We start from the raw sequence: 25259 nt of genomic DNA, 5'->3' as shown, positions 1-25259 counted from the left end.
CGGTGACTGTCGTGAACACCACTGTGGACACTCCACTGGCGATCCCCGACCTCGGTGACGCCGAGGAGCTGACCTGCGACGTCCTCGTCATCGGCGGTGGCACCGCCGGCACGATGGCCGCACTGACCGCCGCCGAGCGCGGCGCGGACGTGCTGCTGCTGGAGAAGGCCCACGTCCGCCACTCCGGCGCGCTCGCCATGGGCATGGACGGCGTCAACAACGCGGTCGTCCCCGGCCGCGCCGAACCCGACGACTACGTCGCCGAGATCACCCGCGCCAACGACGGCATCGTCGACCAGTCCACGGTCCGCCAGACGGCGACGCGCGGCTTCGCGATGGTGCAGCGGCTGGAGTCGTACGGCGTGAAGTTCGAGAAGGACGAGCACGGCGAGTACGCGGTCCGCCAGGTGCACCGCTCCGGCTCCTACGTGCTGCCCATGCCGGAGGGCAAGGACGTCAAGAAGGTCCTCTACCGGCAGCTGCGGCGACGGGAGATGCGGGAGCGGATCCGCATCGAGAACCGGGTGATGCCGGTACGAGTGCTGACGGCGAAGGGGCGGGCCGTGGGAGCGGTCGGCTTCAACACACGCACGGGCGCGTTCGTCGTGGTGCGCGCGGGCGCGGTGATCCTCGCCACCGGCGCGTGCGGCCGGCTCGGCCTGCCCGCCTCCGGCTACCTGTACGGCACCTACGAGAACCCCACCAACGCGGGTGACGGCTACGCCATGGCCTACCACGCGGGCGCCGAACTCACCGGCATCGAGTGCTTCCAGATCAATCCGCTGATCAAGGACTACAACGGCCCGGCCTGCGCCTATGTCGCCAACCCCTTCGGCGGCTACCAGGTCAACCGGCACGGTGAGCGGTTCGTCGACTCCGACTACTGGTCGGGGCAGATGATGGCGGAGTTCGCCGCCGAGGTGGCCTCCGACCGGGGGCCGGTCTATCTCAAGCTCAGTCATCTGCCGGAGGAGTCGGTCGCGGCGCTGGAGTCGATCCTGCACTCCACCGAGCGCCCCACCCGCGGCACCTTCCACTCCGGGCGCGGCCACGACTACCGCACCCACGACATCGAGATGCACATCTCCGAGATCGGCCTGTGCGGCGGCCACTCCGCGTCGGGCGTCCGCGTCGACGACCACGCCCGCACGACCGTGCCCCGCCTGTACGCGGCCGGTGACCTGGCGTGCGTGCCGCACAACTACATGATCGGCGCCTTCGTCTTCGGCGACCTGGCCGGCGCGGACGCCGCCCAGTACACGGCCTACGAGGGCGAGTTGCCCGAGGACCAGCTGCGTGAGGCGCACGAGCTGATCTACCGTCCGCTGCGCAACCCGGACGGCCCGCCGCAGCAGCAGGTCGAGTACAAGCTGCGCCGCTTCGTGAACGACTACGTCGCCCCGCCGAAGTCGGGCGCCCGGCTCTCGCTGGCCCTGGAGGCGTTCGAGCGGATGCGCACCGACATCGCCGCGATGGGGGCGACGACGCCGCACGAGCTGATGCGGTGCGCGGAGGTCACCTTCATCCGCGACTGCGCGGAGATGGCCGCGCGCGCCTCCCTGGCCCGCACGGAGTCCCGCTGGGGCCTCTACCACGAGCGCCTCGACCATCCGGCCCGTGACGACGCCTCCTGGTTCCACCACCTCGATCTGCACAAGTCCCCCTCTGGTGCGATGGAGTTCACGGTCCGTCCCGTGGCTCCCTATCTGGTTCCGGTGGAGGGGTACGCGCCGGCCGGTGGTTCCTCCCGTGCCCTCGGCGAGGTGCGCCCGCAGGACGTGGCCACCGCTGGCTCGCGCGACGCGGCACCCGTGGCGGTCACGGGCGTCACCGACGCGCGCCCCGTGCCGGCAGGGTCTGCGGGGGTCCCGCAGCCGCTGGACGCCCTGCCCCGCACCGGGCCGGCCGCCGAGCGCCTCCTGGAGTTGGTCGCCCTCGCCGAGGAACAGCCCGAACTCGATGCGCTGCGCCCGTACTTGGCGGATCCGGCTGCCGCCGTCCGGCGTGAGGCGGTCGCCGTCCTGACCGAGACGCTGCCCGCCGGGACCGGGCCCGCGCTGGCCGCCGCGCTGCGCGATACGGCCGCCGAGGTGCGGTCCGCGGCCGCCGCCTCCCTCCGTGAGCTGGTCGAGACCCTGCCGCCCGAGCCCCTTCTGCGCGACGGCCTGGCCGCCGCTCTGGCCGAACCGGACCCCGTCGTCCGCGCCGCCGCCCTCGACACCCTGCGGGCGCTGCGCCTCGGTGACGCCGGCCTGTTCGCCGGGGCCCTGACCGACACCGACATCACCGTGCGCATCGCGGCCGTCCGGGCTCTCGTCTCCGTCGACGCCGCCGGCGAACTGGCCCGTGCCGCCGACGCCGACCCCTCCCGCGAGGTCCGGGTCACGCTCGCCAAGGCGCTGGCCACGGTGGCGGTGACCACCCGCGCGACTGAGGCCCCGGCCTCGGCGTCACCCGGTACGGTCCTCGCCGCGCTCGCCGGCCTGACCGAGGACCCCGACGCGCTGGTGCGCGGGGCGGCCTACGGGGCGCTGGGCACCGCCGGCTGCTCCGCCGACCTGGCCGCACGTGCCGTCGCCGCACTGGCCGACGCGGCCTGCCAGGTCCGCGCCGGTGCCGCGACCGCCCTGTCGGCCGCGGACGCCGCGCTGGCCGTCCCGGCGCTCGCCAAGGCGGTCGCCGATCCGAACGCCGACGTACGCAAGGCCGCCGTCCTGGCCCTCACCCGGCACGGCGACGCCGAGGGCGCCCGCGCGGCCCTGGCCACGGCCACCGCGGACACGGACGCGGACGTCAGGGCGTACGCCACGCGGGGGCTGTGACGAGCGGGACTCCGGGGTGCGCGGCGCTCGCTGCGGGACAGCGCCCGCCGCGCACCGCGCGCCCGGTGTCCCGCTATATCCAGTCCTCCGGCTCCGGTTCGGCGTCGGGCCAGTAGTCGTCCGGCTCCGCCGTACCGCTCCTGACCTCCTGCGGCGCTGCCGTGCTGGTCCCGGCCCCCTGCGGCTCGGCCGAACCGGGCTGCTCGCCCAGACCGGCCAGGACCTCGATCACACCCTCTCCGTACGTCTCCAGCTTCTTCAGGCCCACCCCGCTGACCGTTCCGAGCTCCTGCACCGACGTCGGCCACACCGTGACGATCTCGCGCAGCGTGGCGTCGTGGAAGATGACGTACGCCGGGACGCCCTGCTCGCGGGCCTGCTCGGCGCGCCAGGCACGCAGGGCCTCGAAGGCGGGCTGGAGCGAATCGGGCAGCTCGGCGGCGGCGGTCTTCGGCCTGCCGCTCCGGCCGGAGGAGCCCGAGGAGCCCGAGGACCCCGACGCCGACCGGGAGGCCGCCGGCTTCTTGGGCTCCTTGCGCAGAGGCACCTCCCGCTCGCGCCGCAGCACCGACCCGCTGGCCTCGGTCAGCACCAGCGTGCCGTACTCCCCTTCCACTGCGAGCAGTCCCTGGGCGAGCAGCTGGCGCACCACACCGCGCCATTCGCCCTCACCGAGCTCCTGGCCGATGCCGAACACCGACAGCTGGTCGTGGTCGAACTGGATCACCTTGCCGGTGCGCTTGCCCAGCAGGATGTCGACGATCTGACCGGTGCCGAACTTCTGCCCGCGCTCGCGCTGCAGGCGCACCACCGTCGACAGCACCTTCTGCGCGGCGACCGTGCCGTCCCAGGTCTCCGGCGGGGTCAGGCAGGTGTCGCAGTTGCCGCAGCCCGCCTCGTCCGGCTCCTGCCCGAAGTAGGCGAGGAGCTGGCCGCGCCGGCACCGGGCCGTCTCGCACAGGGCGAGCATGGCGTCGAGGTGTGACTGGGCCCGCCGCCGGAAGGCCTCGTCGCCCTCACCGGACTGGATGAGCTTGCGCTGCTGTATGACGTCGTTGAGGCCGTAGGCCATCCAGGCCGTGGAGGGCAGTCCGTCGCGGCCGGCCCGGCCGGTCTCCTGGTAGTAGCCCTCGACCGACTTCGGCAGGTCCAGGTGGGCGACGAAGCGCACGTCCGGCTTGTCGATGCCCATGCCGAAGGCGATCGTCGCTACCACGATCAGACCGTCCTCCCGCAGGAAGCGCGACTGGTGCGCGGCGCGCGTGCCGGCGTCCAGGCCCGCGTGGTACGGCACCGCCTGGATGCCGTTGCGGGTGAGGAACTCCGCCGTCTTGTCCACGGAGTTGCGCGACAGGCAGTAGACGATGCCGGCGTCGCCCGCGTGCTCCTCCCGCAGGAAGCTCAGCAGCTGCTTCTTCGGGTCCGACTTCGACACGATCCGGTACTGGATGTTGGGCCGGTCGAAGCTGGCCACGAAGTGCCGGGCCGTCGGCATGTTCAGCCGCTCGGTGATCTCCCGGTGCGTGGCGTGGGTCGCCGTCGCGGTGAGCGCGATGCGCGGGACGTCGGGCCAGCGCTCGCCGAGCAGGGACAGGGTGAGGTAGTCGGGCCGGAAGTCGTGGCCCCACTGGGAGACGCAGTGCGCCTCGTCGATGGCGAAGACGGAGATCTTCCCCCGGGAGAGCAGGTCCAGGGTGGCGTCGACCCGCAGCCGCTCCGGCGCCAGGTACAGCAGGTCCAGTTCACCCGCCAGGAACTCGGCCTCCACCACGCGCCGCTCGTCGAAGTCCTGCGTGGAGTTGATGAACCCGGCGCGCACACCGAGCGCCCGCAACGCGTCCACCTGGTCCTGCATGAGCGCGATGAGCGGCGAGACGACGATCCCCGTACCCGGTCTGACCAGGGCCGGGATCTGGTAGCACAGCGACTTGCCGCCGCCCGTCGGCATGAGGACGACCGCGTCCCCGCCGGCCACCACATGCTCGACGATCGCTTCCTGCTCGCCGCGGAAGGCCTCGTATCCGAAGACCCGGTGCAGCGTGGCGAGCGCCTCGCTCTCGCCCGCGCCCGGCGCCTCGGTCATCTCTGCCATCTCGCTGATCACGCCCGTCCCGGCCATCGTCCCGTCCCCCGTGCGTCGTCCCTCGACCACTGCCTCCACGATAGGGGCCCCCGGTGACAGCCCCCGAGTTATCCACAGGCACGAGGCATGATCATCCGACTCCGCCGTCGGATCCGCGTACGACTGCCGCACCTCAGCCCCCTCACGCCACCGTCGCGCCACCCCCATCGCGCCCTCGGCCCCGTCGCACCACCCCCGTCCCCCAAAGCCCCTCGCCCCTCGACCCCATCGCCGCTCTGCCCCGCCCCCTCAGCCCAATGGACGTCCGGCATGGCGAGCCGCCGGCGTGCGGGACATGCTGCTCGGGCGGGACCGGGGGGACCCGCAGCCGTCGTGTCCGTCCGTCGCCCGAGGAGATGTCCCTCATGCGCCCCCGTCTCGCCAAGGCCGTCCTCGCCCTGACCGCGTCCCTCTCCCTGCCCCTGGCCGCCGCTCCCGCCCACGCCGACTCCGCGGGCCCGGACCCGGTGCTGCGGGGCCAGCTCGCCCGCACGTACGAGGCGACCGCGAAGTACGGCTACCTGCCGAACGCGCTCGCCGACGGCTACCAGGCACACATGTGCCTCGCCCGTGACCAGGGCGGAATGGGCTACCACTACTTCAACGAGTCCCGCTTCGGCTCGCTGGACCCCGCCAAGCCGGCCGGTCTTCTCTACGAGGACGACGGCAACGGCGGACGCCGGCTCGTCGGGGTGGAGTGGGTCGTGCCGACCGCCGACGCCAAGGGCAAGCGGCCGCAGATCTTCGGCCAGGACTTCCAGGGCCCCATGGCCGGTCACTACCCCGGCATGCCGCGCCACTACGACCTGCACGCCTGGCTGTACAAGCCGAACCGCAACGGCCTGTTCGCCCAGTGGAACCCGGACGTGACCTGCCCGGCCTCCGACATGCACCAGGCACACTCACCGAAGGCCTGACGCACGCGCCCCGCACCACCCGGAGCCTCGCACGCACGCGTGGGGCCCCGTTCCTCCACCGAGGAACGGGGCCCCACAGCCGTACGGGGACGGATGGCTCAGCGCACGAACACACCCGCCTGGCTCGCCAGGTCCAGGAAGTACTGCGGCGCCACACCGAGCACCAGCGTGACCGCCACACCGACGCCGATCGCCGTCATCGTCAGCGGCGACGGCACGGCGACCGTCGGCCCCTCCGGACGCGGCTCGCTGAAGAACATGAGCACGATCACCCGGATGTAGAAGAACGCCGCGATGGCCGACGAGATCACACCGATCACGACCAGCGGGGCCGCGCCGCCCTCGGCGGCCGCCTTGAAGACGGCGAACTTCCCGGCGAAACCGGAGGTGAGCGGGATGCCCGCGAAGGCCAGCAGGAACACCGCGAACACGGCCGCCACCAGCGGCGAGCGCCGGCCGAGCCCCGCCCACTTCGACAGGTGCGTCGCCTCACCGCCCGCGTCGCGCACCAGCGTCACCACGGCGAACGCGCCGATCGTCACGAACGAGTACGCGGCCAGGTAGAACAGCACCGACGAGACGCCGTCCGGCGTGGTCGCGATGACACCCGCGAGGATGAATCCCGCGTGCGCGATCGACGAGTACGCCAGCAGGCGCTTGATGTCGGTCTGCGTGATGGCGACGATCGCGCCGCCGAGCATGGTGACGATCGCGACGCCCCACATGACCGGCCGCCAGTCCCAGCGCAGCCCGGGCAGGACGACGTACAGGATGCGCAGCAGCGCGCCGAACGCCGCCACCTTGGTGGCCGCGGCCATGAAGCCGGTCACCGGGGTCGGAGCACCCTGGTAGACGTCCGGCGTCCACATGTGGAAGGGCACCGCGCCGACCTTGAACAGCAGGCCCATCACGATCATCGCGGTGCCGAGCAGCAGCAGCGCGTCGTTGCCCATGGTGCCCGCCAGGGCCGGGTCGACGTTGCTGATCGTGCCGTCGACGACCTGGGCGATCGTGCCGTAGGAGACCGAGCCCGCGTAGCCGTACAGCAGGGCGATGCCGAACAGGGTGAACGCGGAGGCGAACGCGCCGAGCAGGAAGTACTTGACCGCGGCCTCCTGCGACATGAGCCGCTTGCGGCGGGCCAGGGCGCACAGCAGGTACAGCGGGAGCGAGAAGACTTCCAGCGCGACGAACAGGGTCAGCAGGTCGTTGGCCGACGGGAAGACCAGCATGCCGGCGACCGCGAACAGCAGCAGCGGGAAGACCTCGGTGGTGGTGAAACCGGCCTTCACGGCCGCCTTCTCGCTCTCGCCGCCGGGGACGGACGCGGCCTGCGCGGCGAAGGAGTCCACCGGCCGGCCGTGCGCCGCCGGATCCAGACGCCGCTCGGCGAAGGTGAACAGGCCGACCAGGGCGGCCAGCACGATCGTGCCCTGAAGGAAGAGCGAGGGCCCGTCGACGGCGATCGCGCCCATCGCGGCGATGCGCGCCTTGGTGGTGCCGTAACCGTCCGCCGCGAGCGCGACGACCGCGGCGAAGGCGGCGGCGAGCGCGACGACGGACACGAACAGCTGGGCGTGGTAGCGCGCCTTGCGCGGCAGGAACGCCTCGATCATGACTCCCACGATCGCCGCGCCGATGACGATCAGGGTGGGCGACAATTGCCCGTATTCGATCTTCGGCGCGTCGATCTTGGAGATCGGGTCGGCCGCGGTTGTCCACAGGCTGTGGACGGCTGGGGTGCTCACTTGGCCGCCTCCACCTCGGGCCGGGGGTCCTTCTTGTGTACGTCGGACAGGGTCTGCTTGACCGCCGGGTTGACGATGTCCGTGACGGGCTTCGGGTAGACGCCCAGGAAGATCAGCAGGACGACCAGCGGGGCGACGACCACCAGCTCGCGCACCCGCAGATCGGGCATCGCGGAGACCTCCGGCTTCACCGGACCGGTCATCGTCCGCTGGTACAGCACCAGCGTGTACAGCGCGGCCAGCACGATGCCGAAGGTGGCGATGATGCCGACGGCCGGATAGCGGGAGAACGCGCCGACCAGGACGAGGAACTCGCTGACGAACGGCGCCAGACCCGGCAGCGACAGGGTCGCCAGACCACCGATCAGGAACGTGCCGGCGAGCACCGGGGCGACCTTCTGCACACCGCCGTAGTCCGCGATGAGCCGCGAGCCGCGCCGGGAGATCAGGAAGCCGGCGACCAGCATCAGCGCGGCCGTCGAGATGCCGTGGTTGACCATGTACAGCGTCGCGCCGGACTGGCCCTGGCTGGTCATCGCGAAGATGCCGAGGATGATGAAGCCGAAGTGCGAGATCGACGCGTACGCCACCAGGCGCTTGATGTCGCGCTGGCCGACGGCGAGCAGCGCGCCGTAGATGATGCTGATCAGGGCCAGGACGAGGATCACCGGCGTCGCCCACTTCGACGCCTCCGGGAAGAGCTGGAGGCAGAAGCGCAGCATCGCGAAGGTGCCGACCTTGTCGACGACCGCCGTGATGAGGACGGCGACCGGCGCGGTGGACTCCTGCATGGCGTTGGGCAGCCAGGTGTGCAGCGGCCACAGCGGCGCCTTCACCGCGAAGGCGAAGAAGAAGCCGAGGAACAACCAGCGTTCGGTGTTCGTCGCCATGTGCAGCGAGCCGTTGGCCCGGGCCTGGGCGATCTCGGCGAGGCTGAAGTTCCCGGCGACCACGTACAGGCCGATCACCGCGGCCAGCATGATCAGACCGCCGACCAGGTTGTAGAGGAGGAACTTCACGGCCGCGTACGACCGCTGCCGGGACGCCGCCTCCTCGCCGTGCTCGTGGGCACGGTCCCCGAAGCCGCCGATGAGGAAGTACATCGGGATCAGCATGGCTTCGAAGAAGATGTAGAACAGGAAGACGTCGGTGGCCTCGAAGGAGAGGATCACCATCGCCTCGACGGCCAGGATCAGGGCGAAGAAGCCCTGCGTGGGCCGCCAGCGCCGGCTGCCGGTCTCCAGCGGGTCGGCGTCGTGCCACCCCGCCAGGACGATGAACGGGATCAGCAGCGCGGTCAGCGCGACCAGCGCGACCGCGATGCCGTCCACGCCCAGTTCGTAGCGGACCCCGAATTCGGCGATCCAGGCGTGCGACTCGGTGAGCTGGTAGCGGCCGCCGTCCGGGTCGAAGCGGACCAGGACGGTGATCGCCAGGGCGAGCGTGGCGAGCGAGAACAACAGCGCCAGCCATTTGGCGGCGGTGCGCCGCGCGGCCGGGACGGCGGCCGTGGCGACCGCCCCGATGGCCGGGAGCGCCGCCGTCGCTGTCAGCAGAGGAAAGGACATCGGTATCAGACCGCCCTCATCAGCAGGGTCGCGGCAATGAGGAGTGCCGCACCGCCGAACATCGAGACCGCGTACGACCGTGCGAAGCCGTTCTGCAGGCGCCGCAGCCGTCCGGACAGGCCGCCGACCGAGGCCGCCGTGCCGTTGACGACACCGTCGACCAGGGTGTGGTCGACGTAGACCAGGGAGCGCGTCAGGTGCTCGCCGCCGCGGACCAGGACGACGTGGTTGAAGTCGTCCTGCAGCAGGTCACGGCGGGCGGCCCGGGTGAGCAGCGAGCCGCGCGGGGCGACGGCCGGGACGGGCCTCCGGCCGTACTGGGCCCAGGCGATGGCCACGCCGATGACGAGGCACACCATGGTCGCGCCGGTGACCACCGCCGCGCTGAGCGGCGAGTCGCCCTCACTGTGCCCGGTGACGGGCTCCAGCCAGTTCAGGAAGCGGTCGCCGATGCTGAAGAACGCGCCGCCGAACACCGATCCGACGGCCAGCACGATCATCGGGATCGTCATGACCTTCGGCGACTCGTGCGGGTGCGGTTCACTGTGCGCGCCGCGGGTCTCGGCGGCCGGCTCCACGCTGGGCTCGGCCGGGGACGGCGTCGGCGCGTTGCGCCAGCGCTCCTCGCCGAAGAACGTCATCAGCATCACGCGCGTCATGTAGAAGGCGGTGATGGCCGCGCCCAGCAGGGCCGCGCCGCCGAGGATCCAGCCCTCGGTGCCGCCCTTGGCGAACGCCGCCTCGATGATCTTGTCCTTGGAGAAGAAGCCGGACAGGCCGGGGAAGCCGATGATCGCGAGGTAGCCGAGGCCGAAGGTGATGAACGTGACCGGCATGTACTTGCGCAGGCCGCCGTAGCGGCGCATGTCGACCTCGTCGTTCATGCCGTGCATGACCGAACCGGCGCCGAGGAAGAGGCCGGCCTTGAAGAAGCCGTGCGTCACCAGGTGCATGATCGCGAAGACGTAGCCGATCGGGCCGAGGCCCGCGGCCAGCACCATGTAGCCGATCTGCGACATGGTCGAGCCGGCCAGCGCCTTCTTGATGTCGTCCTTGGCGCAACCGACGATCGCACCGAACAGCAGCGTGACCGCGCCGACCACGGTGACCACGAGCTGCGCGTCGGGCGCCGCGTTGAAGATCGCCGCGGAGCGGACGATGAGGTAGACGCCCGCCGTGACCATCGTCGCGGCGTGGATGAGGGCCGAGACCGGGGTCGGGCCCTCCATCGCGTCCCCGAGCCAGGACTGCAGCGGCACCTGGGCCGACTTGCCGCACGCGGCGAGCAGCAGCATCAGGGCGATCGCGGTGAGCTTGCCCTCCGTGGCGCCGCCGACCAGGCCGGGCGCCTCGTGGGTGCCGAGGACGGGACCGAAGGCGAAAGTGCCGAAGGTGGTGAACATCAGCATGATCGCGATCGACAGACCCATGTCGCCGACGCGGTTGACCAGGAAGGCCTTCTTCGCGGCGGTGGCCGCGCTGGGCTTGTGCTGCCAGAAGCCGATGAGCAGGTAGGAGGCGAGACCGACGCCCTCCCAGCCGACGTACAGCAGAAGGTAGTTGTCGGCGAGGACGAGCAGCAGCATCGCCGCGAGGAACAGGTTGAGGTAGCCGAAGAAGCGGCGGCGGCGCTCGTCGTGCTCCATGTACCCGACCGAGTACAGGTGGATCAGCGAGCCGACGCCGGTGATCAGCAGGACGAACGTCATCGACAGCTGGTCCAGACGGAAGGCGACGTCCGCCTGGAAGCCCTCGACGGGCACCCAGCTGAACAGGTGCTGGGTCAGGGTGCGGTGTGCGGCGTCCTTGCCCAACAGGTCGGAGAAGAGGACGAGACCGAACACGAAGGACAGGGCGGACAGCAGCGTGCCGATCCAGTGGCCGGCGCGGTCCAGGCGCCGGCCACCGACCAGGAGGACGGCCGCTCCGAGCAGGGGCGCCGCGATGAGCAGCGCAATCAGGTTCTCCACGATTCTTCCGACCCCTTACAGCTTCATCAGGCTGGCGTCGTCGACCGAGGCCGAGTGGCGGGAACGGAACAGCGACACGATGATCGCGAGCCCGACCACGACCTCCGCCGCCGCGACGACCATCGTGAAGAACGCGATGATCTGGCCGTCGAGGTTGCCGTGCATCCGGGAGAAGGCGACGAAGGCGAGGTTGCAGGCGTTCAGCATCAGCTCGATGCACATGAAGACCACGATGGCGTTGCGCCGGATCAGGACGCCGGTGGCGCCGATCGTGAACAACAGGGCTGCCAGATACAGGTAGTTGACCGGGTTCACTGCGACGCCTCCTTGTTCCGCTTGAAGGTCGCCGGTGCGATAGCCCCGCGCTCCAGGCGGTCCTGTGTGCGCTGCTCCAGCGCCTTGAGGTCGCTCAGGGCCTCGGTGGACACGTCACGGATCTGACCGCGCTCGCGCAGCGTCTTGCTGACGGTGAGCTCGGACGGGGTGCCGTCGGGGAGCAGACCGGCGATGTCCACGGCGTTGTGCCGGGCGTAGACGCCGGGCGCCGGCAGCGGCGGGATGTGCGCGCCTTCGCGGATGCGCTGCTCGGACATCTCCCGCTGGGTCTTGGCGCGCTCGGTGCGCTCGCGGTGCGTGAGCAGCATGGCTCCGACGGTGGCCGTGATGAGCAGGGCGCCGGTGATTTCGAAGGCGAAGACGTACTTGGTGAAGATGAGGGACGCGAGCCCCTCCACGTTGCCGTTCGCGTTCGCCTGGCCGGTGCCGTTGAACTCCTTCAGGGAGGCGTTGCCGATCCCGGCGAACAGCAGGATGCCGAAGCCGAGGCCGCACAGCAGGGCCAGCCAGCGCTGACCCTTGATGGTCTCCTTCAGGGAGTCCGCCGCGGTGACACCGACGAGCATCACCACGAACAGGAACAGCATCATGATCGCGCCGGTGTAGACGACGATCTGCACGATGCCCAGGAAGTAGGCGCCGTTGGCGAGATAGAACACCGCCAGGACGATCATGGTCCCGGCGAGGCAGAGGGCGCTGTGCACGGCCTTCTTCATGAAGACGGTGCACAGGGCGCCGATCACCGCGACCGTGCCGAGGACCCAGAACTGGAAGGCCTCTCCGGTGGAGGTGGAGTAGGCGGCGAGCTGCGTCGTCATCGCCCGACCACCTTCTCCGACGCCGGTTCCTCCTCGCCGAAGGTGGACGCGGCCTCCTGCGGGACCTCCCCCTTGGAGACGGCGACCTGCGGGACCGTGCCCGGGGCGGCCTCGGTGACCAGGCCCCGGTAGTAGTCCTGTTCGTCCATCCCCGGGTAGATCGCGTGCGGGGTGTCGACCATGCCCTCTTCGAGACCGGCGAGCAGCTGCTCCTTGGTGTAGATGAGGTTGGCGCGGCTGGAGTCCGCCAGCTCGAACTCGTTCGTCATCGTCAGCGCGCGCGTCGGGCACGCCTCGATGCACAGCCCGCACAGGATGCAGCGGGCGTAGTTGATCTGGTAGACGCGGCCGTACCGCTCGCCCGGCGAGTAGCGCTCCTCGTCGGTGTTGTCCGCACCCTCCACGTAGATGGCGTCGGCGGGGCAGGCCCAGGCGCACAGCTCGCAGCCGACGCACTTCTCCAGGCCGTCCGGATGGCGGTTGAGCTGGTGCCGTCCGTGGAACCGCGGAGCCGTGGTCTTCTTCTGCTCCGGGTACTGCTCGGTCAGCCGCTTCTTGAACATGGCCTTGAAGGTCACGCCGAAGCCGGCCACCGGGTTGAGGAAACCGGGCTCGGTCTCCTTGGGCTCCTCAGCCATCGGACGCCTCCTTTCCATCCAGAGATCCGTCACTGTGAGTATCGGACCCACCACTGACAATCAGCTCCCGCTCGCGGCGCGAGCGACGCCGGGGTACGGGCGGAAGCTCCTGTCCGGGCAGCGGTGGCACGGGGAATCCGCCGGCCATCGGGTCGAAACCGGCCGGCTGCCCGGCGGGCGTCCCGTCCTTCTTCGCCTTCGCGCGGAACATGTCGACGACGAAGGACAACAGCAGCAGGGCGAGGACGGCGCCACCGACGTAGAGGGCGATGTCGGCGAAGTCGTAGTTCTCGTTGCGCAGGGCCCGCACGGTCGCGACCAGCATCAGCCACACCACCGACACCGGGATGAGGACCTTCCAGCCGAGCTTCATCAGCTGGTCGTAGCGGACGCGGGGCAGGGTGCCGCGCAGCCAGATGAAGAAGAACAGCAGCAGCTGGACCTTGATCACGAACCAGAGCAGCGGCCACCAGCCGTGGTTGGCGCCCTCCCAGAAGGTGCTGATGGGCCAGGGGGCGCGCCAGCCGCCGAGGAAGAGAGTGGTCGACACCGCCGACACCGTCACCATGTTCACGTACTCGGCGAGCATGAACATCGCGAACTTGATCGACGAGTACTCGGTGTTGAAGCCGCCGACCAGGTCGCCCTCGGACTCCGGCATGTCGAAGGGGGCGCGGTTGGTCTCGCCGACCATGGTGACGATGTAGAGGATGAAGGAGACCGGCAGCAGCAGGATGTACCAGCGGTCGTGCTGCTGCTCGACGATCGTCGACGTCGACATCGACCCCGAATACAGGAACACCGAGGCGAACGCGGCGCCCATGGCGATCTCGTAGGAGATCATCTGCGCGCAGGAGCGCAGACCGCCGAGCAGCGGGTACGTCGAGCCGGAGCTCCAGCCCGCGAGCACGATGCCGTAGATGCCGACCGAGGCGACCGCGAGGATGTACAGCATCGCGATCGGCAGGTCGGTGAGCTGCATCGTGGTGCGGTGGCCGAAGATCGAGATCTCGTTGCCGGCCGGACCGAAGGGGATCACCGCGATCGCCATGAACGCCGGGATGGCGGCGACGATCGGCGCGAGGACGTAGACCACCTTGTCCGCGCGCTTGACGATGACGTCTTCCTTCAGCATCAGCTTGATGCCGTCGGCGAGCGACTGGAGCATGCCCCACGGGCCGTGCCGGTTGGGGCCGATGCGCAGCTGCATCCACGCGACGACCTTGCGCTCCCAGACGATGGAGAACAGCACGGTCACCATCAGGAAGGCGAAGCAGAACACCGCCTTGATGACGACCAGCCACCACGGGTCGCGGCCGAACATCGAGAGGTCTTCAGCGGCGAGGTACGGGCTCATGCCTCCACCTCCTTGGGGGCGTCGGCGACGGCGGTCGCCGGGCCGATACGGACGAGCGAGCCGGGCAGCGCCCCGGTGTCGGAGGCGACGCCGCCACCGACGGAGTTCAGCGGGAGCCAGACCACACGGTCGGGCATCTCGGTGACCTCCAGCGGCAGTTCGGTGGTGCCTGCCGGGCCGGTCACGGCGAGCAGGTCGCCCTCCTTGACGCCCGCCTCGGCGGCCGTGGCGGCCGACACGCGCGCGTGGGCGGCGTGCCGGGTGCCGGCGAGCGCCTCGTCGCCCTCCTGCAGCACGCCCTGGTCGAGCAGCAGCCGGTGCCCGGCGAGCACCGCCTCGCCGGCTGCAGGCCGGGGCAACTGCCCCGCGGTCTCCAGCGGCTCGGTGGCACGCGGCCCGTCCCAGGCGCCGAGCCGGTCGATCTCCGCACGCGTGGTGCGCAGATCGGGCAGGCCCAGGTGGACGTCCATGGCGTCGGCGAGCATCTGCAGCACCCGCGCGTCGGTCGGCTCGATACGGCGGGTCATCTGGTCGGGCTTGAGGGCGGCGTCGAAGAAGCGGACCCGGCCCTCCCAGTTGAGGAAGGTGCCCGGCTTCTCGGCGACCGCCGCGACCGGCAGGACGACGTCGGCGCGCTCGGTGATCTCGCTGGGCCGCAGCTCCAGCGACACCAGGAAACCGACCTCGTCGAGTGCGGCACGCGCGCGTGCCGGGTCCGGCAGGTCGGCGACCTCCACTCCGGCCACCAGCAGCGCCTGGAGTTCACCGCCGGCGGCGGCCTCCACGATCTGCCCGGCGTCACGGCCGTAGCGGTGCGGGAGTTCGGCGACGCCCCAGACGGCGGCGACCTCCTCACGCGCGCGTGGATCGGTGGCCGGGCGGCCGCCCGGCAGCAGCGACGGCAGCGCACCGACCTCGATCGCGCCGCGCTCCCCCGCCCGCCGCGGGATCCACACCAGATCGGCGCCGGTCGCGGACGCGGCCCGTACGGCGGCGGTGAGTCCGCCGGCCACCGCGGCCAGCCGCTCGCCGACGACGATCACGGCGCCCTCGGTGCGCAGCGCCTCGGCGGCCCCGGCCCCGTCGTCCTCCAGGCCGACGCCGCTCGCGAGGGCGTCCAGCCATTCGGTCTCGGTGCCGGGAGCGGCCGGCAGCAGCGTGCCGCCCGCCTTGGTCAGGCCCCGGGTCGCGTGCGTGGCCAGCGCGAACACCTTCTGCCCGTGTTTGCGCCAGGCCTTGCGCAACCGGAGGAAGACACCGGGCGCCTCCTCCTCCGACTCGAAGCCGACCAGCAGCACCGCCGGCGCCTTCTCCAAGGAGGTGTACGTGACGCCCGTGCCGTCGAGGTCAGTGCCCCGGCCCGCCACCCGGGCGGCGAGGAAGTCGGCCTCCTCGCTGCTGTGCACGCGCGCGCGGAAGTCGATGTCGTTGGTGTCGAGCGCCACGCGCGCGAACTTGCTGTAGGCGTAGGCGTCCTCGACGGTGAGCCGGCCGCCGGTCAGCACACCGGTGCGGCCACGCGAGGCGAGCAGCCCCTGCGCGGCGATCTGCAGCGCCTCCGGCCAGGAGGCCGGCTCCAGCTCACCCTCCGCGTTGCGCACCAGCGGCGTGGTGAGACGGTCCTTCTGCTGGGCGTAGCGGAACGCGAAGCGCCCCTTGTCGCAGACCCACTCCTCGTTGACCTCCGGGTCGAAGGCGGCCAGCCGCCGCATGACCTTGCCGCGCCGGTGGTCGGTGCGCGTGGCGCAGCCGCCGGAGCAGTGCTCGCACACCGACGGCGAGGAGATGAGGTCGAAGGGGCGGGAGCGGAACCGGTAGGCGGCCGAGGTGAGCGCGCCGACCGGGCAGATCTGGATGGTGTTGCCGGAGAAGTACGACTCGAACGGGTCGCCCTCACCGGTGCCGACCTGCTGCAGCGCGCCCCGCTCGATCAGCTCGATCATCGGGTCGCCGGCGATCTGGTTGGAGAAGCGGGTGCAGCGCGCGCACAGCACGCACCGCTCGCGGTCCAGCAGCACCTGCGTGGAGATCGGCACCGGCTTCTCGTAGGTCCGCTTCTTTCCCTCGAAGCGGGACTCGGCGTTGCCGTGCGACATCGCCTGGTTCTGCAGCGGGCACTCACCGCCCTTGTCGCAGACCGGGCAGTCCAGCGGGTGGTTGATGAGCAGCAGCTCCATCACACCCTTCTGGGCCTTCTCGGCGACCGGGGAGCTGAGCTGCGTCTTGACGACCATGCCGTCGGTGCAGGTGATCGTGCAGGACGCCATCGGCTTGCGCTGGCCCTCGACCTCGACGATGCACTGGCGGCAGGCGCCGGCCGGGTCGAGCAGGGGGTGGTCGCAGAACCGGGGGATCTCGATGCCGAGCTGCTCGGCGGCCCGGATGACCAGGGTGCCCTTGGGCACGCTGATCTCGACGCCGTCGATGGTCAGCGTCACCAGGTCCTCCGGCGGGACCGCCGCCTCTCCCCCGCCCGTGGGGGCGCTGGTGGTCACGGTCATGCGTTCACCTCCGTGCGGTCGGCCCAGGCCGTCGACTTGGCCGGGTCGAAGGGGCAGCCGCGGCCCGTGATGTGCTGCTCGTACTCCTCGCGGAAGTACTTCAGCGAGGAGAAGATCGGCGAGGCGGCACCGTCGCCGAGGGCGCAGAAGGACTTGCCGTTGATGTTGTCGGCGATGTCGGCGAGCTTGTCGAGGTCGCTCATCGTGCCCTTGCCGGCCTCGATGTCCCGCAGCAACTGCACCAGCCAGTAGGTGCCTTCACGGCAGGGCGTGCACTTGCCGCACGACTCGTGGGCGTAGAACTCCGTCCAGCGGGTCACGGCACGCACCACGCAGGTCGTCTCGTCGAAGCACTGCAGGGCCTTCGTGCCGAGCATGGAACCCGCGGCGCCCACTCCCTCGTAGTCGAGGGGGACGTCGAGGTGCTCGTCGGTGAACATCGGGGTCGAGGAGCCGCCCGGTGTCCAGAACTTCAGGCGGTGTCCGGGGCGCATGCCGCCGCTCATGTCGAGCAGCTGGCGCAGCGTGATCCCGAGCGGCGCCTCGTACTGGCCGGGGCTCGCGACATGGCCGGAGAGGGAGTACAGCGTGAAGCCCGGGGACTTCTCGCTTCCCATCGACCGGAACCAGTCCTTGCCCCGATGCAGGATCGCGGGAACCGACGCGATCGACTCGACGTTGTTCACAACAGTCGGGCAGGCATACAGGCCCGCGACGGCAGGGAAGGGGGGACGGAGCCGCGGTTGACCCCGGCGGCCTTCGAGCGAGTCCAGCAGCGCGGTCTCCTCGCCGCAGATGTACGCCCCGGCCCCGGCGTGCACGGTGAGGTCGAGGTCGAGTCCGCTGCCGAGGATGTTCGTCCCGAGGTAGCCGGCTTCGTAGGCCTCGCGCACGGCCTCGTGCAACCGCCGCAGAACGGGGACGACTTCACCCCGCAGATAGATGAAGGCATGCGACGACCTGATGGCATAGCACGCGATCACAATGCCCTCGATGAGGCTGTGCGGGTTCGCGAAGAGGAGCGGGATGTCCTTGCACGTCCCGGGCTCCGACTCGTCGGCGTTGACAACCAGATAGTGCGGTTTCCCATCACCCTGCGGGATGAACTGCCACTTCATCCCCGTCGGGAATCCCGCGCCGCCGCGCCCGCGCAGACCGGAGTCCTTGACGTACGCGATCACGTCGTCCGGTGACATGGCGAGCGCCTTGCGGAGCCCCTCGTACCCCTCGTGCCGTCGGTAGACGTCCAGGGACCAGGACCGGTCCTCGTCCCAGAAGGACGACAGCACGGGCGCGAGCAGCTTCTCGGGGCTGTTTTCCTTCAGTTCGGGTGCCAAGGTCATCACTCCCCCTCCTCGGCTGCGGGCCCCGCCGGGTGGGAAGGGTCGGAGGCCGATGTGTCCTGCGGCGCGTCATGGGAGCTGAGGTGCTCGGCCGGCGACGGCTCGTGCACCCTGTCCTGCGGCTCCTGATGAGGACCGCCACGCGGATGGACCACGCGCGCGGGTCCGGCCTCTCCCTTGGCCAGGCGGAGGCCCACCAGCGACGCCGGTCCGGCACTGCCGCCCGCCTCGACGGCCCCTGGCCGCTCGTCGGGGAAGCCGGCCAGGATCCGTGCGGTCTCCTTGAAGGTGCACAGCGGCGCACCGCGCGTGGGCGTGACCGGGCGTCCCGCGCGCAGGTCGTCGACGAGACGGCGGGCGCTGTCGGGGGTCTGGTTGTCGAAGAACTCCCAGTTGACCATCACGACGGGCGCGAAGTCGCAGGCCGCGTTGCACTCGATGTGCTCGAGGGTCACCTTGCCGTCGTCGGTGGTCTCGCCGTTGCCGACGCCGAGGTGCTCCTGGAGCTGCTCGAAGATCGCGTCGCCGCCCATCACCGCGCACAGCGTGTTGGTGCACACCCCGACCTGGTAGTCGCCGCTCGGCCGGCGCCGGTACATGGAGTAGAAGGTGGCGACGGCGGTGACCTCGGCCGTGGTCAGGCCGAGCATGTCCGCGCAGAACCGCATCCCGGTGCGCGTGACGTGGCCCTCCTCCGACTGCACCAGGTGCAGCAGCGGAAGGAGTGCCGAGCGGGAGTCGGGGTAGCGGGCGATGATCTCGCGCGCGTCCGCCTCCAGCCGGGCTCGGACCTCGTCCGGGTAGGCGGGCGCGGGCAGCTCGGGCATCCCCAGGCTGACGCCCCGCTCCGAAGAAGAGGTGGTCACCGGTCGACGCCTCCCATCACGGGGTCGATGGACGCGACGGCGACGATGACGTCGGCGACCTGGCCGCCCTCGCACATCGCCGCCATGGCCTGCAGGTTGGTGAACGACGGGTCGCGGAAGTGGACCCGGTAGGGCCGGGTGCCGCCGTCGGAGACGGCGTGCACGCCGAGTTCGCCCTTGGGGGACTCGACCGCCGCGTACGCCTGTCCCGGCGGTACGCGGAAGCCCTCCGTGACCAGCTTGAAGTGGTGGATCAGGGCCTCCATGGAGGTGCCCATGATCTTCTTGATGTGGTCGAGGGAGTTGCCCAGTCCGTCCGGTCCCAGGGCGAGCTGGGCGGGCCAGGCGATCTTCTTGTCGGCGACCATGACCGGGCCGGGCTGGAGCCGGTCCAGGCACTGCTCGACGATGCGCAGCGACTGGCGCATCTCCTCCAGCCGGATCAGGAAGCGGCCGTAGGCGTCGCAGCTGTCGGCGGTCGGGACGTCGAAGTCGTACGTCTCGTAGTCGCAGTACGGCTGGGTCTTGCGCAGGTCGTGCGGCAGGCCGGTGGAGCGCAGGATGGGGCCCGTCGCGCCGAGGGCCATGCAGCCGGCCAGGTCGAGGTAGCCGATGTCCTGCATGCGGGCCTTGAAGATGGGGTTCCCGGTGGCGAGCTTGTCGTACTCCGGGAGGTTCTTCTTCATCTTCTTCACGAACTCGCGGATCTGGTCCACCGCGCCGGGCGGCAGGTCCTGGGCGAGTCCGCCGGGGCGGATGTACGCGTGGTTCATGCGCAGGCCCGTGATGAGCTCGTAGAGATCGAGGATCATCTCGCGGTCACGGAACCCGTAGATCATGATCGTGGTCGCGCCGAGCTCCATGCCGCCGGTGGCGATGCACACCAGGTGGGAGGACATCCGGTTCAGCTCCATCAGGAGCACCCGGATGATCTTGGCCCGCTCGCTGATCTGGTCCTCGACGCCGAGGAGCTTCTCCACGGCCATGCAGTAGGCGGTCTCGTTGAAGAAGGACGTCAGGTAGTCCATGCGCGTCACGAACGTGGTGCCCTGCGTCCAGGTCCGGTACTCGAGGTTCTTCTCGATGCCGGTGTGGAGGTAGCCGATGCCGCAGCGGGCCTCGGTGACCGTCTCGCCCTCGATCTCCAGGATCAGGCGCAGCACCCCGTGGGTGGAGGGGTGCTGGGGACCCATGTTGACGACGATGCGCTCGTCGTCGGCCTTGGCGGCGGACTGGACGACCTCGTCCCAGTCGCCACCGGTCACCGTGTAGACGGTGCCCTCGGTGGTCTCGCGGGCCGAGGCGGCCGACGCGGCGTGTGACTGCGTGTTGCTCACGAGTACGACCTCCGCTGGTCCGGAGCCGGGATCTGGGCGCCCTTGTACTCGACGGGGATGCCGCCGAGGGGGTAGTCCTTGCGCTGCGGATGGCCCTGCCAGTCGTCCGGCATCATGATCCGCGTCAGGGCCGGGTGACCGTCGAAGACGATCCCGAAGAAGTCGTAGGTCTCGCGTTCGTGCCAGTCGTTCGTCGGATAGACGGAGACCAGCGACGGGATGTGCCGGTCGCTGTCGGGGCAGCTGACCTCGAGCCGGACGAGCCGGTTGTGGGTGATCGAGCGCAGGTGATAGACGGCGTGCAGCTCGCGGCCCTTGTCGTTCGGGTAGTGCACGCCGCTGACGCCGGTGCACAGCTCGAAGCGCAGGGCCGGGTCGTCGCGCAGGGTGCGGGCGACCCGCAGCAGGTGCTCGCGCTCGATGTGGAAGGTGAGCTCGCCGCGGTCGACGACCGTCTTCTCGATGGCGTTCTCGGGCAGCAGGCCCTGTTCCTCCAGCGCGCCTTCGAGTTCGTCGGCGACCTCGTCGAACCAGCCGCCGTACGGCCTGCTCGCCGGTCCCGGGAGGCGGACCGAGCGGACCAGGCCGCCGTAACCGGAGGTGTCACCACCGTTGTTGGCGCCGAACATGCCGCGCTGGACGCGGATCTCCTCGCCGCCCTCACCGCGCTGGCCGGGGAGGTTCGACGCGCTGAGGTCCTTCTCCGGGTTGACCCCGTTCGCGCCGTTGGTACCGTTCGCGTCGCTCACCGCAGCAGCCCCTTCATCTCGATCGTGGGCAGGGCCTTCAGCGCCGCTTCCTCCGCCTCCCGGGCCGCTTCCTCGGCGTTCACGCCGAGCTTGGAGGACTGGATCTTCTGGTGGAGCTTGAGGATCGCGTCCATCAGCATCTCGGGCCGCGGCGGGCAGCCGGGCAGATAGATGTCGACGGGGACGATGTGGTCGACGCCCTGGACGATCGCGTAGTTGTTGAACATGCCGCCCGAGGAGGCGCACACGCCCATGGAGATCACCCACTTGGGGTTCGGCATCTGGTCGTAGACCTGCCTGAGGACCGGCGCCATCTTCTGGCTGACCCGGCCGGCGACGATCATCAGGTCGGCCTGGCGCGGCGAGCCGCGGAAGACCTCCATGCCGAAGCGGGCCAGGTCGTAGCGGCCGGCGCCGGTGGTCATCATCTCGATGGCGCAGCAGGCGAGGCCGAAGGTCGCGGGGAAGACGGACGCCTTGCGCACCCAGCCCGCGGCCTGTTCGACGGTGGTCAGCAGGAAGCCGCTCGGAAGCTTTTCTTCGAGTCCCATGTCTTTAAGGCCCCTCAGTCCCATTCCAGGCCGCCGCGCCGCCAGACGTAGGCGTAGGCGACGAAGACGGTGAGCACGAAGAGCAGCATCTCCACGAGCCCGAAAATCCCCAGGGCGTCGAAGGTGACGGCCCAGGGGTAGAGGAAGACGATCTCGATGTCGAAGACGATGAAGAGCATCGCCGTCAGGTAGTACTTGATGGGGAAGCGCCCGCCGCCGGCCGGCGTGGGGGTCGGCTCGATACCGCACTCGTATGCCTCGAGCTTGGCGCGGTTGTACCGCTTCGGACCGATCAGCGTGGCCATGACCACGGAGAAGATCGCAAAGCCTGCCCCGAGGGCTCCCAGTACGAGGATGGGCGCATACGCGTTCACCGCTCCTCGCTCCTCTCAGTCGGCACTGACTGCTGGCGGTTGCGGTCGGCCTCACAGCCGCCTCATCGGCCCCACGAACCCCGCCCGCCCCGGCGGAGATCGGGAACATGTGAAGCAGGTCACAAGCCCAACCGCGTGCATCTTATGCCCGTGGGTCTGTGATCTGCGACACGGGGTATTGCACAAGCTTTGTGATCTCCACCACCTGACGAAGGATCATGAAGTCGTATGAGCAGTGATCTTCGTACAGGAAGCGTCCGAGTGATCACCAGAGGTGACATTTCCGCTCGTCGGACCAGCTCAGAGGGGTCGCCCCACTATCAAGAGACTTCGGCGTCGGGCAAATTCGCCCTGGACGTGATCTCTTGCTAGAGCCCGCGTTCACACATCAGGGGGACCTCCGGCACGCGCGGTGGACGCGTGCACGCGTTCACGAAGTCGCACCGTCGAGATCGCGCCGTGATCAGGATGTGATCATGCTGCGCGGACGCAGGCCGACCGGAGGCCGTTCCGTGACCTCCGCCACACCCGCGAGAGGCGTCCGAGAACCGGGCTTGGCCATCGAGCCCAACCAGTGGTAGGTGGAGGGCAATTCGGGCGTAATGACGAAAGTACGTGATCAAAGCCGTGTTGAGCTGGGTCCGCAATGTCCGTTACGGCGTCAATAAAGAACAACACGCCCGGGATTCGGGGTCACGACTGAGCAACTGTGGCGCAGCACACGTTTCTTGAAGGTATGAAGGAGCCCCTGATACCGGTTGTACCCATGTCCCACACCGCTCACATACGCAGCCACCGGAAGCCCCGCCGCAGCGCGTCGAAAATCGCGATGCGGGCCGGAGTTGCCGGTGGCGTCCTCAGCACCCTGGCAGTCGCCGGCGCGTCGGCCTCCTCGGCGAACGCCGCGGAGCCGGTGACGCAGACCCTTGAACTGCCCACCCTGACGGCGGACCTGTCCGCCCAGGTCGCGCAGTCCGCTGAGGCCACGCAGCTGGCCGCCGCGAACTACGAGCTGCGTGCCGAGCGTGACGCGGCCGCTGCGAAGGCCGCCCAGCAGGCCGAGAAGAACCTCGCCGAGGCCAAGAAGAAGGCCGCGGAGGCGAAGAAGAAGGCCGAGGAGGAGGCCGCCCGCAAGGCCGCCGCCGAGCAGGCCGCCCAGCGCGCCTCCCGCAGCTCCGAGCGCCCCACGCTCTCCGCCTCCGTGAGCGCCGACGTCTCCACCAGCTCCTCCTCGGCGACCGGTTCGGCCGCCGCCGTCGTCGACTTCGTCAAGGCGCAGGTCGGCAAGGCCTACGTCTCCGGCGCCACCGGCCCGTCCGCCTACGACTGCTCCGGCCTGGTGCAGACGGCCTTCAAGCAGGTCGGCATCGACCTGCCGCGTGTCTCGCAGGACCAGTCCACCGCCGGCACCCAGGTCTCCCTGAGCAACCTTCAGCCGGGCGACATCCTCTACTGGGGCGGTGCGGGCAGCGCCTACCACGTGGCCGTGTACGTCGGTGACGGCATGTTCGTCGGCGCGCAGAACCCGTCCTCGGGCGTCGTCGAGCGGGACCTGTCGTACGACCCGCCGAGCGGTGCGGTGCGCGTCCTCTGACACACGCGCACGTACGACCGTAAAAGGGACGAAGGGCCGCAAGCCGCTTTATGGCTGCGGCCCTTCGGCACACCCGCGATGCATCGGCACACCCGCGACGCTTCGACACATTCGCGACGCTCCGGCACATCCGCGACTCTTCGGAACACCCGCGACGCTCCGGCACCCCGCGGCCCTCGACCCGTGCCCCGCGACTCCTCGGCGCGCCGCACATACGGGTCTCTCCGGCGTTCCGGCAAGCAGAAGCCGGCGCCCCTCAGGGGGAGCGCCGGCTGTCGCTGTCCGCGCGGAGGGCTACGCCTTCGGCGCCACCTTGCTCAGGCCGTTGATGATGCGGTCCATCGCGTCGCCGCCCGTGGGGTCGGTGAGGTTGGCGAGCAGCTTGAGGGTGAACTTCATCAGCACCGGGTGCGTCAGACCGCGCTGGGCGGCGATCTGCATGACCTTGGGGTTGCCGATGAGCTTCACGAAGGCGCGGCCGAGCGTGTAGTAGCCGCCGTAGGTGTCCTTGAGGATCCGCGGGTAGCGCTGGAGGGCGAGCTCGCGCTGGCCCGGCGTGGCCCGCGCGTGCGCCTGGACGATGACGTCGGCGGCGAGCTGCCCGGACTCCATGGCGTAGGCGATGCCCTCGCCGTTGAAGGGGTTCACCAGGCCGCCCGCGTCGCCGACGAGCAGCAGGCCCTTGGTGTAGTGCGGCTGGCGGTTGAAGGCCATGGGCAGGGCGGCGCCCCGGATCGGGCCGGTCATGTTGTCCGGGGTGTAGCCCCAGTCCTCCGGCATGGACGCGCACCAGGCCTTGAGCACCTCGCGCCAGTCCAGCTCCTTGAAGGAGTCGGAGGTGTTGAGCACGCCCAGGCCGACGTTGGAGGTGCCGTCGCCCATGCCGAAGATCCAGCCGTAGCCGGGCAGCAGCCGGTCCTGGGGGCCGCGGCGGTCCCACAGTTCCAGCCAGGACTCCAGGTAGTCGTCGTCGTGGCGGGGGCTTTCGAAGTACGTCCGGACCGCGACGCCCATCGGACGGTCCTCACGGCGGTGCAGGCCCATCGCCAGGGACAGCCGGGTGGAGTTGCCGTCGGCGGCGACGACGAGCGGCGCCTGGAAGGTGACCTCGCGCTTCTCCTCGCCGAGCTTGGCGGTGACACCGGTGATGCGGCCGGTGCGGTCGTCGACGACCGGGCCGGAGACGTTGCAGCGCTCGAAGAGACGGGCGCCGGCCTTCTGGGCCTGACGGGCCAGCTGCTCGTCGAAGTCGTCGCGCTTGCGGACCAGGCCGTAGTCGGGGAAGGAGGCGAGATCCGGCCAGTCCAGCTGGAGGCGCACGCCGCCGCCGATGATGCGCAGGCCCTTGTTGCGCAGCCAGCCGGCTTCCTCGGAGATGTCGATGCCCATCGCGACGAGCTGCTTCACGGCGCGCGGGGTGAGGCCGTCACCGCACACCTTCTCCCGTGGGAACGCGGTCTTCTCCAGCAGCAGCACGTCGAGGCCCGCCCGGGCGAGGTGGTACGCGGTCGTCGAGCCGGCCGGGCCCGCGCCCACGACGATCACATCGGCGGTGTTCTCGGAGAGGGGCTCGGTCACGACACTCACGGCGGGATCTCCCCAAGTCTGAAATCTGTGTGCCGAGCGGCACGGGACATGGGCAGTCTAT

General features: G+C 70.1%; 19 protein-coding genes. 3 read left to right on the top strand and 16 right to left on the bottom strand.

The annotated features are described in order from the left end of the window. The first annotated feature begins 11 nt into the window (after window positions 1–11). Window positions 12–2822 (top strand): fumarate reductase/succinate dehydrogenase flavoprotein subunit, encoded by a 2811-nt coding sequence (locus tag ACZ67Q_RS24660; protein WP_471185821.1) that lies wholly within the window; start codon window positions 12–14, stop codon window positions 2820–2822. A 73-nt stretch (window positions 2823–2895) separates the two neighbouring features. Here the strand turns inward: ACZ67Q_RS24660 and recQ are convergent, their stop codons facing one another. After that, complete coding sequence (gene recQ, locus ACZ67Q_RS24655; protein ID WP_471186157.1) at window positions 2896–4941, bottom strand: DNA helicase RecQ; 2046 nt, start codon at window positions 4939–4941, stop codon at window positions 2896–2898. 368 nt (window positions 4942–5309) lie between these two features. On the opposite strand from recQ, the gene ACZ67Q_RS24650 reads away from it, so the two are divergent. Further along, window positions 5310–5861 carry a hypothetical protein gene (locus ACZ67Q_RS24650; RefSeq protein WP_471185818.1) on the top strand — a complete coding sequence of 184 codons (552 nt, stop codon included), beginning with the start codon at window positions 5310–5312 and terminating at the stop codon, window positions 5859–5861. Window positions 5862–5959: 98 nt separating this feature from the next. Here ACZ67Q_RS24650 and nuoN read toward each other — a convergent pair whose 3' ends face one another. Genes nuoN through ACZ67Q_RS24580 form a run of 14 tightly spaced genes read right to left on the bottom strand, consistent with a single transcriptional unit; the run spans window position 5960 to window position 22017 of the window. Then, window positions 5960–7609, bottom strand: coding sequence for an NADH-quinone oxidoreductase subunit NuoN (gene nuoN, locus ACZ67Q_RS24645; protein ID WP_361630768.1), 1650 nt, complete (start codon window positions 7607–7609; stop codon window positions 5960–5962). After that, a complete protein-coding gene (locus ACZ67Q_RS24640; RefSeq protein ID WP_471185815.1) occupies window positions 7606–9177 on the bottom strand; it encodes an NADH-quinone oxidoreductase subunit M in 1572 nt (523 codons plus the stop codon). The genes nuoN and ACZ67Q_RS24640 overlap by 4 nt, the downstream gene beginning before the upstream one ends. 5 nt (window positions 9178–9182) lie before the next feature. Then, window positions 9183–11147 (bottom strand): NADH-quinone oxidoreductase subunit L, encoded by a 1965-nt coding sequence (nuoL, locus tag ACZ67Q_RS24635; protein WP_471185812.1) that lies wholly within the window; start codon window positions 11145–11147, stop codon window positions 9183–9185. Window positions 11148–11162: 15 nt separating this feature from the next. Next, window positions 11163–11462 carry an NADH-quinone oxidoreductase subunit NuoK gene (gene nuoK, locus ACZ67Q_RS24630; protein WP_003974374.1) on the bottom strand — a complete coding sequence of 100 codons (300 nt, stop codon included), beginning with the start codon at window positions 11460–11462 and terminating at the stop codon, window positions 11163–11165. Continuing rightward, on the bottom strand, window positions 11459–12301 hold the full coding sequence (locus tag ACZ67Q_RS24625) for an NADH-quinone oxidoreductase subunit J (protein WP_471185809.1): 843 nt from the start codon (window positions 12299–12301) through the stop codon (window positions 11459–11461). Before ACZ67Q_RS24625 ends, nuoK begins: the two co-directional genes overlap by 4 nt. After that, window positions 12298–12939, bottom strand: coding sequence for an NADH-quinone oxidoreductase subunit NuoI (gene nuoI / locus ACZ67Q_RS24620; protein ID WP_471185806.1), 642 nt, complete (start codon window positions 12937–12939; stop codon window positions 12298–12300). The genes ACZ67Q_RS24625 and nuoI overlap by 4 nt, the downstream gene beginning before the upstream one ends. After that, window positions 12932–14296, bottom strand: a complete 1365-nt coding sequence (nuoH, locus tag ACZ67Q_RS24615; protein ID WP_471185803.1) for an NADH-quinone oxidoreductase subunit NuoH — start codon at window positions 14294–14296, stop codon at window positions 12932–12934. Before nuoH ends, nuoI begins: the two co-directional genes overlap by 8 nt. After that, window positions 14293–16797 (bottom strand): NADH-quinone oxidoreductase subunit G, encoded by a 2505-nt coding sequence (locus ACZ67Q_RS24610; protein WP_471185798.1) that lies wholly within the window; start codon window positions 16795–16797, stop codon window positions 14293–14295. Before ACZ67Q_RS24610 ends, nuoH begins: the two co-directional genes overlap by 4 nt. After that, complete coding sequence (gene nuoF / locus ACZ67Q_RS24605) at window positions 16794–18140, bottom strand: NADH-quinone oxidoreductase subunit NuoF (RefSeq protein WP_471185795.1); 1347 nt, start codon at window positions 18138–18140, stop codon at window positions 16794–16796. Before nuoF ends, ACZ67Q_RS24610 begins: the two co-directional genes overlap by 4 nt. Then, window positions 18140–19006: an NADH-quinone oxidoreductase subunit NuoE gene (nuoE, locus tag ACZ67Q_RS24600; protein ID WP_471185791.1), complete on the bottom strand. Its 867-nt coding sequence runs from the start codon at window positions 19004–19006 to the stop codon at window positions 18140–18142. The genes nuoF and nuoE overlap by 1 nt, the downstream gene beginning before the upstream one ends. Beyond that, the gene (locus ACZ67Q_RS24595; RefSeq protein ID WP_471185789.1) at window positions 19003–20343 is read right to left on the bottom strand and encodes an NADH-quinone oxidoreductase subunit D; all 1341 of its coding nucleotides are present in this window, start codon (window positions 20341–20343) and stop codon (window positions 19003–19005) included. The genes nuoE and ACZ67Q_RS24595 overlap by 4 nt, the downstream gene beginning before the upstream one ends. Beyond that, the gene (locus tag ACZ67Q_RS24590; RefSeq protein ID WP_471185786.1) at window positions 20340–21092 is read right to left on the bottom strand and encodes an NADH-quinone oxidoreductase subunit C; all 753 of its coding nucleotides are present in this window, start codon (window positions 21090–21092) and stop codon (window positions 20340–20342) included. Before ACZ67Q_RS24590 ends, ACZ67Q_RS24595 begins: the two co-directional genes overlap by 4 nt. Beyond that, the gene (locus ACZ67Q_RS24585; protein WP_007383964.1) at window positions 21089–21643 is read right to left on the bottom strand and encodes a NuoB/complex I 20 kDa subunit family protein; all 555 of its coding nucleotides are present in this window, start codon (window positions 21641–21643) and stop codon (window positions 21089–21091) included. The genes ACZ67Q_RS24590 and ACZ67Q_RS24585 overlap by 4 nt, the downstream gene beginning before the upstream one ends. 14 nt (window positions 21644–21657) lie before the next feature. Then, window positions 21658–22017 carry an NADH-quinone oxidoreductase subunit A gene (locus ACZ67Q_RS24580; protein ID WP_003992243.1) on the bottom strand — a complete coding sequence of 120 codons (360 nt, stop codon included), beginning with the start codon at window positions 22015–22017 and terminating at the stop codon, window positions 21658–21660. A 766-nt stretch (window positions 22018–22783) separates the two neighbouring features. On the opposite strand from ACZ67Q_RS24580, the gene ACZ67Q_RS24575 reads away from it, so the two are divergent. Beyond that, window positions 22784–23611, top strand: coding sequence for a C40 family peptidase (locus ACZ67Q_RS24575; protein WP_471185784.1), 828 nt, complete (start codon window positions 22784–22786; stop codon window positions 23609–23611). Window positions 23612–23905: 294 nt separating this feature from the next. On the opposite strand, the gene ACZ67Q_RS24570 is transcribed toward ACZ67Q_RS24575, so the two are convergent. Then, a complete protein-coding gene (locus tag ACZ67Q_RS24570; protein WP_471185782.1) occupies window positions 23906–25198 on the bottom strand; it encodes a geranylgeranyl reductase family protein in 1293 nt (430 codons plus the stop codon). Window positions 25199–25259: the final 61 nt, after the last annotated feature.

It is taken from the genome of Streptomyces sp. NPDC036813 (genome assembly GCF_055609245.1).
Note: the sequence above shows the minus strand (reverse complement) of the source record. Positions and strands in the feature narration are given on the sequence as shown.

What these genes read in the sequence shown, in the direction of transcription:
- nuoI (WP_471185806.1), bottom strand. Translation starts at nt 12,939, where the DNA reads ATGGCTGAGGAGCCCAAGGAGACCGAGCCCGGTTTCCTCAACCCGGTG.
- nuoF (WP_471185795.1), bottom strand. Translation starts at nt 18,140, where the DNA reads ATGACCTTGGCACCCGAACTGAAGGAAAACAGCCCCGAGAAGCTGCTC.
- ACZ67Q_RS24625 (WP_471185809.1), bottom strand. Translation starts at nt 12,301, where the DNA reads ATGACGACGCAGCTCGCCGCCTACTCCACCTCCACCGGAGAGGCCTTC.
- ACZ67Q_RS24650 (WP_471185818.1), top strand. Translation starts at nt 5,310, where the DNA reads ATGCGCCCCCGTCTCGCCAAGGCCGTCCTCGCCCTGACCGCGTCCCTC.
- recQ (WP_471186157.1), bottom strand. Translation starts at nt 4,941, where the DNA reads ATGGCCGGGACGGGCGTGATCAGCGAGATGGCAGAGATGACCGAGGCG.
- ACZ67Q_RS24640 (WP_471185815.1), bottom strand. Translation starts at nt 9,177, where the DNA reads ATGTCCTTTCCTCTGCTGACAGCGACGGCGGCGCTCCCGGCCATCGGG.
- ACZ67Q_RS24585 (WP_007383964.1), bottom strand. Translation starts at nt 21,643, where the DNA reads ATGGGACTCGAAGAAAAGCTTCCGAGCGGCTTCCTGCTGACCACCGTC.
- ACZ67Q_RS24610 (WP_471185798.1), bottom strand. Translation starts at nt 16,797, where the DNA reads ATGACCGTGACCACCAGCGCCCCCACGGGCGGGGGAGAGGCGGCGGTC.
- ACZ67Q_RS24575 (WP_471185784.1), top strand. Translation starts at nt 22,784, where the DNA reads ATGTCCCACACCGCTCACATACGCAGCCACCGGAAGCCCCGCCGCAGC.
- nuoH (WP_471185803.1), bottom strand. Translation starts at nt 14,296, where the DNA reads ATGAGCCCGTACCTCGCCGCTGAAGACCTCTCGATGTTCGGCCGCGAC.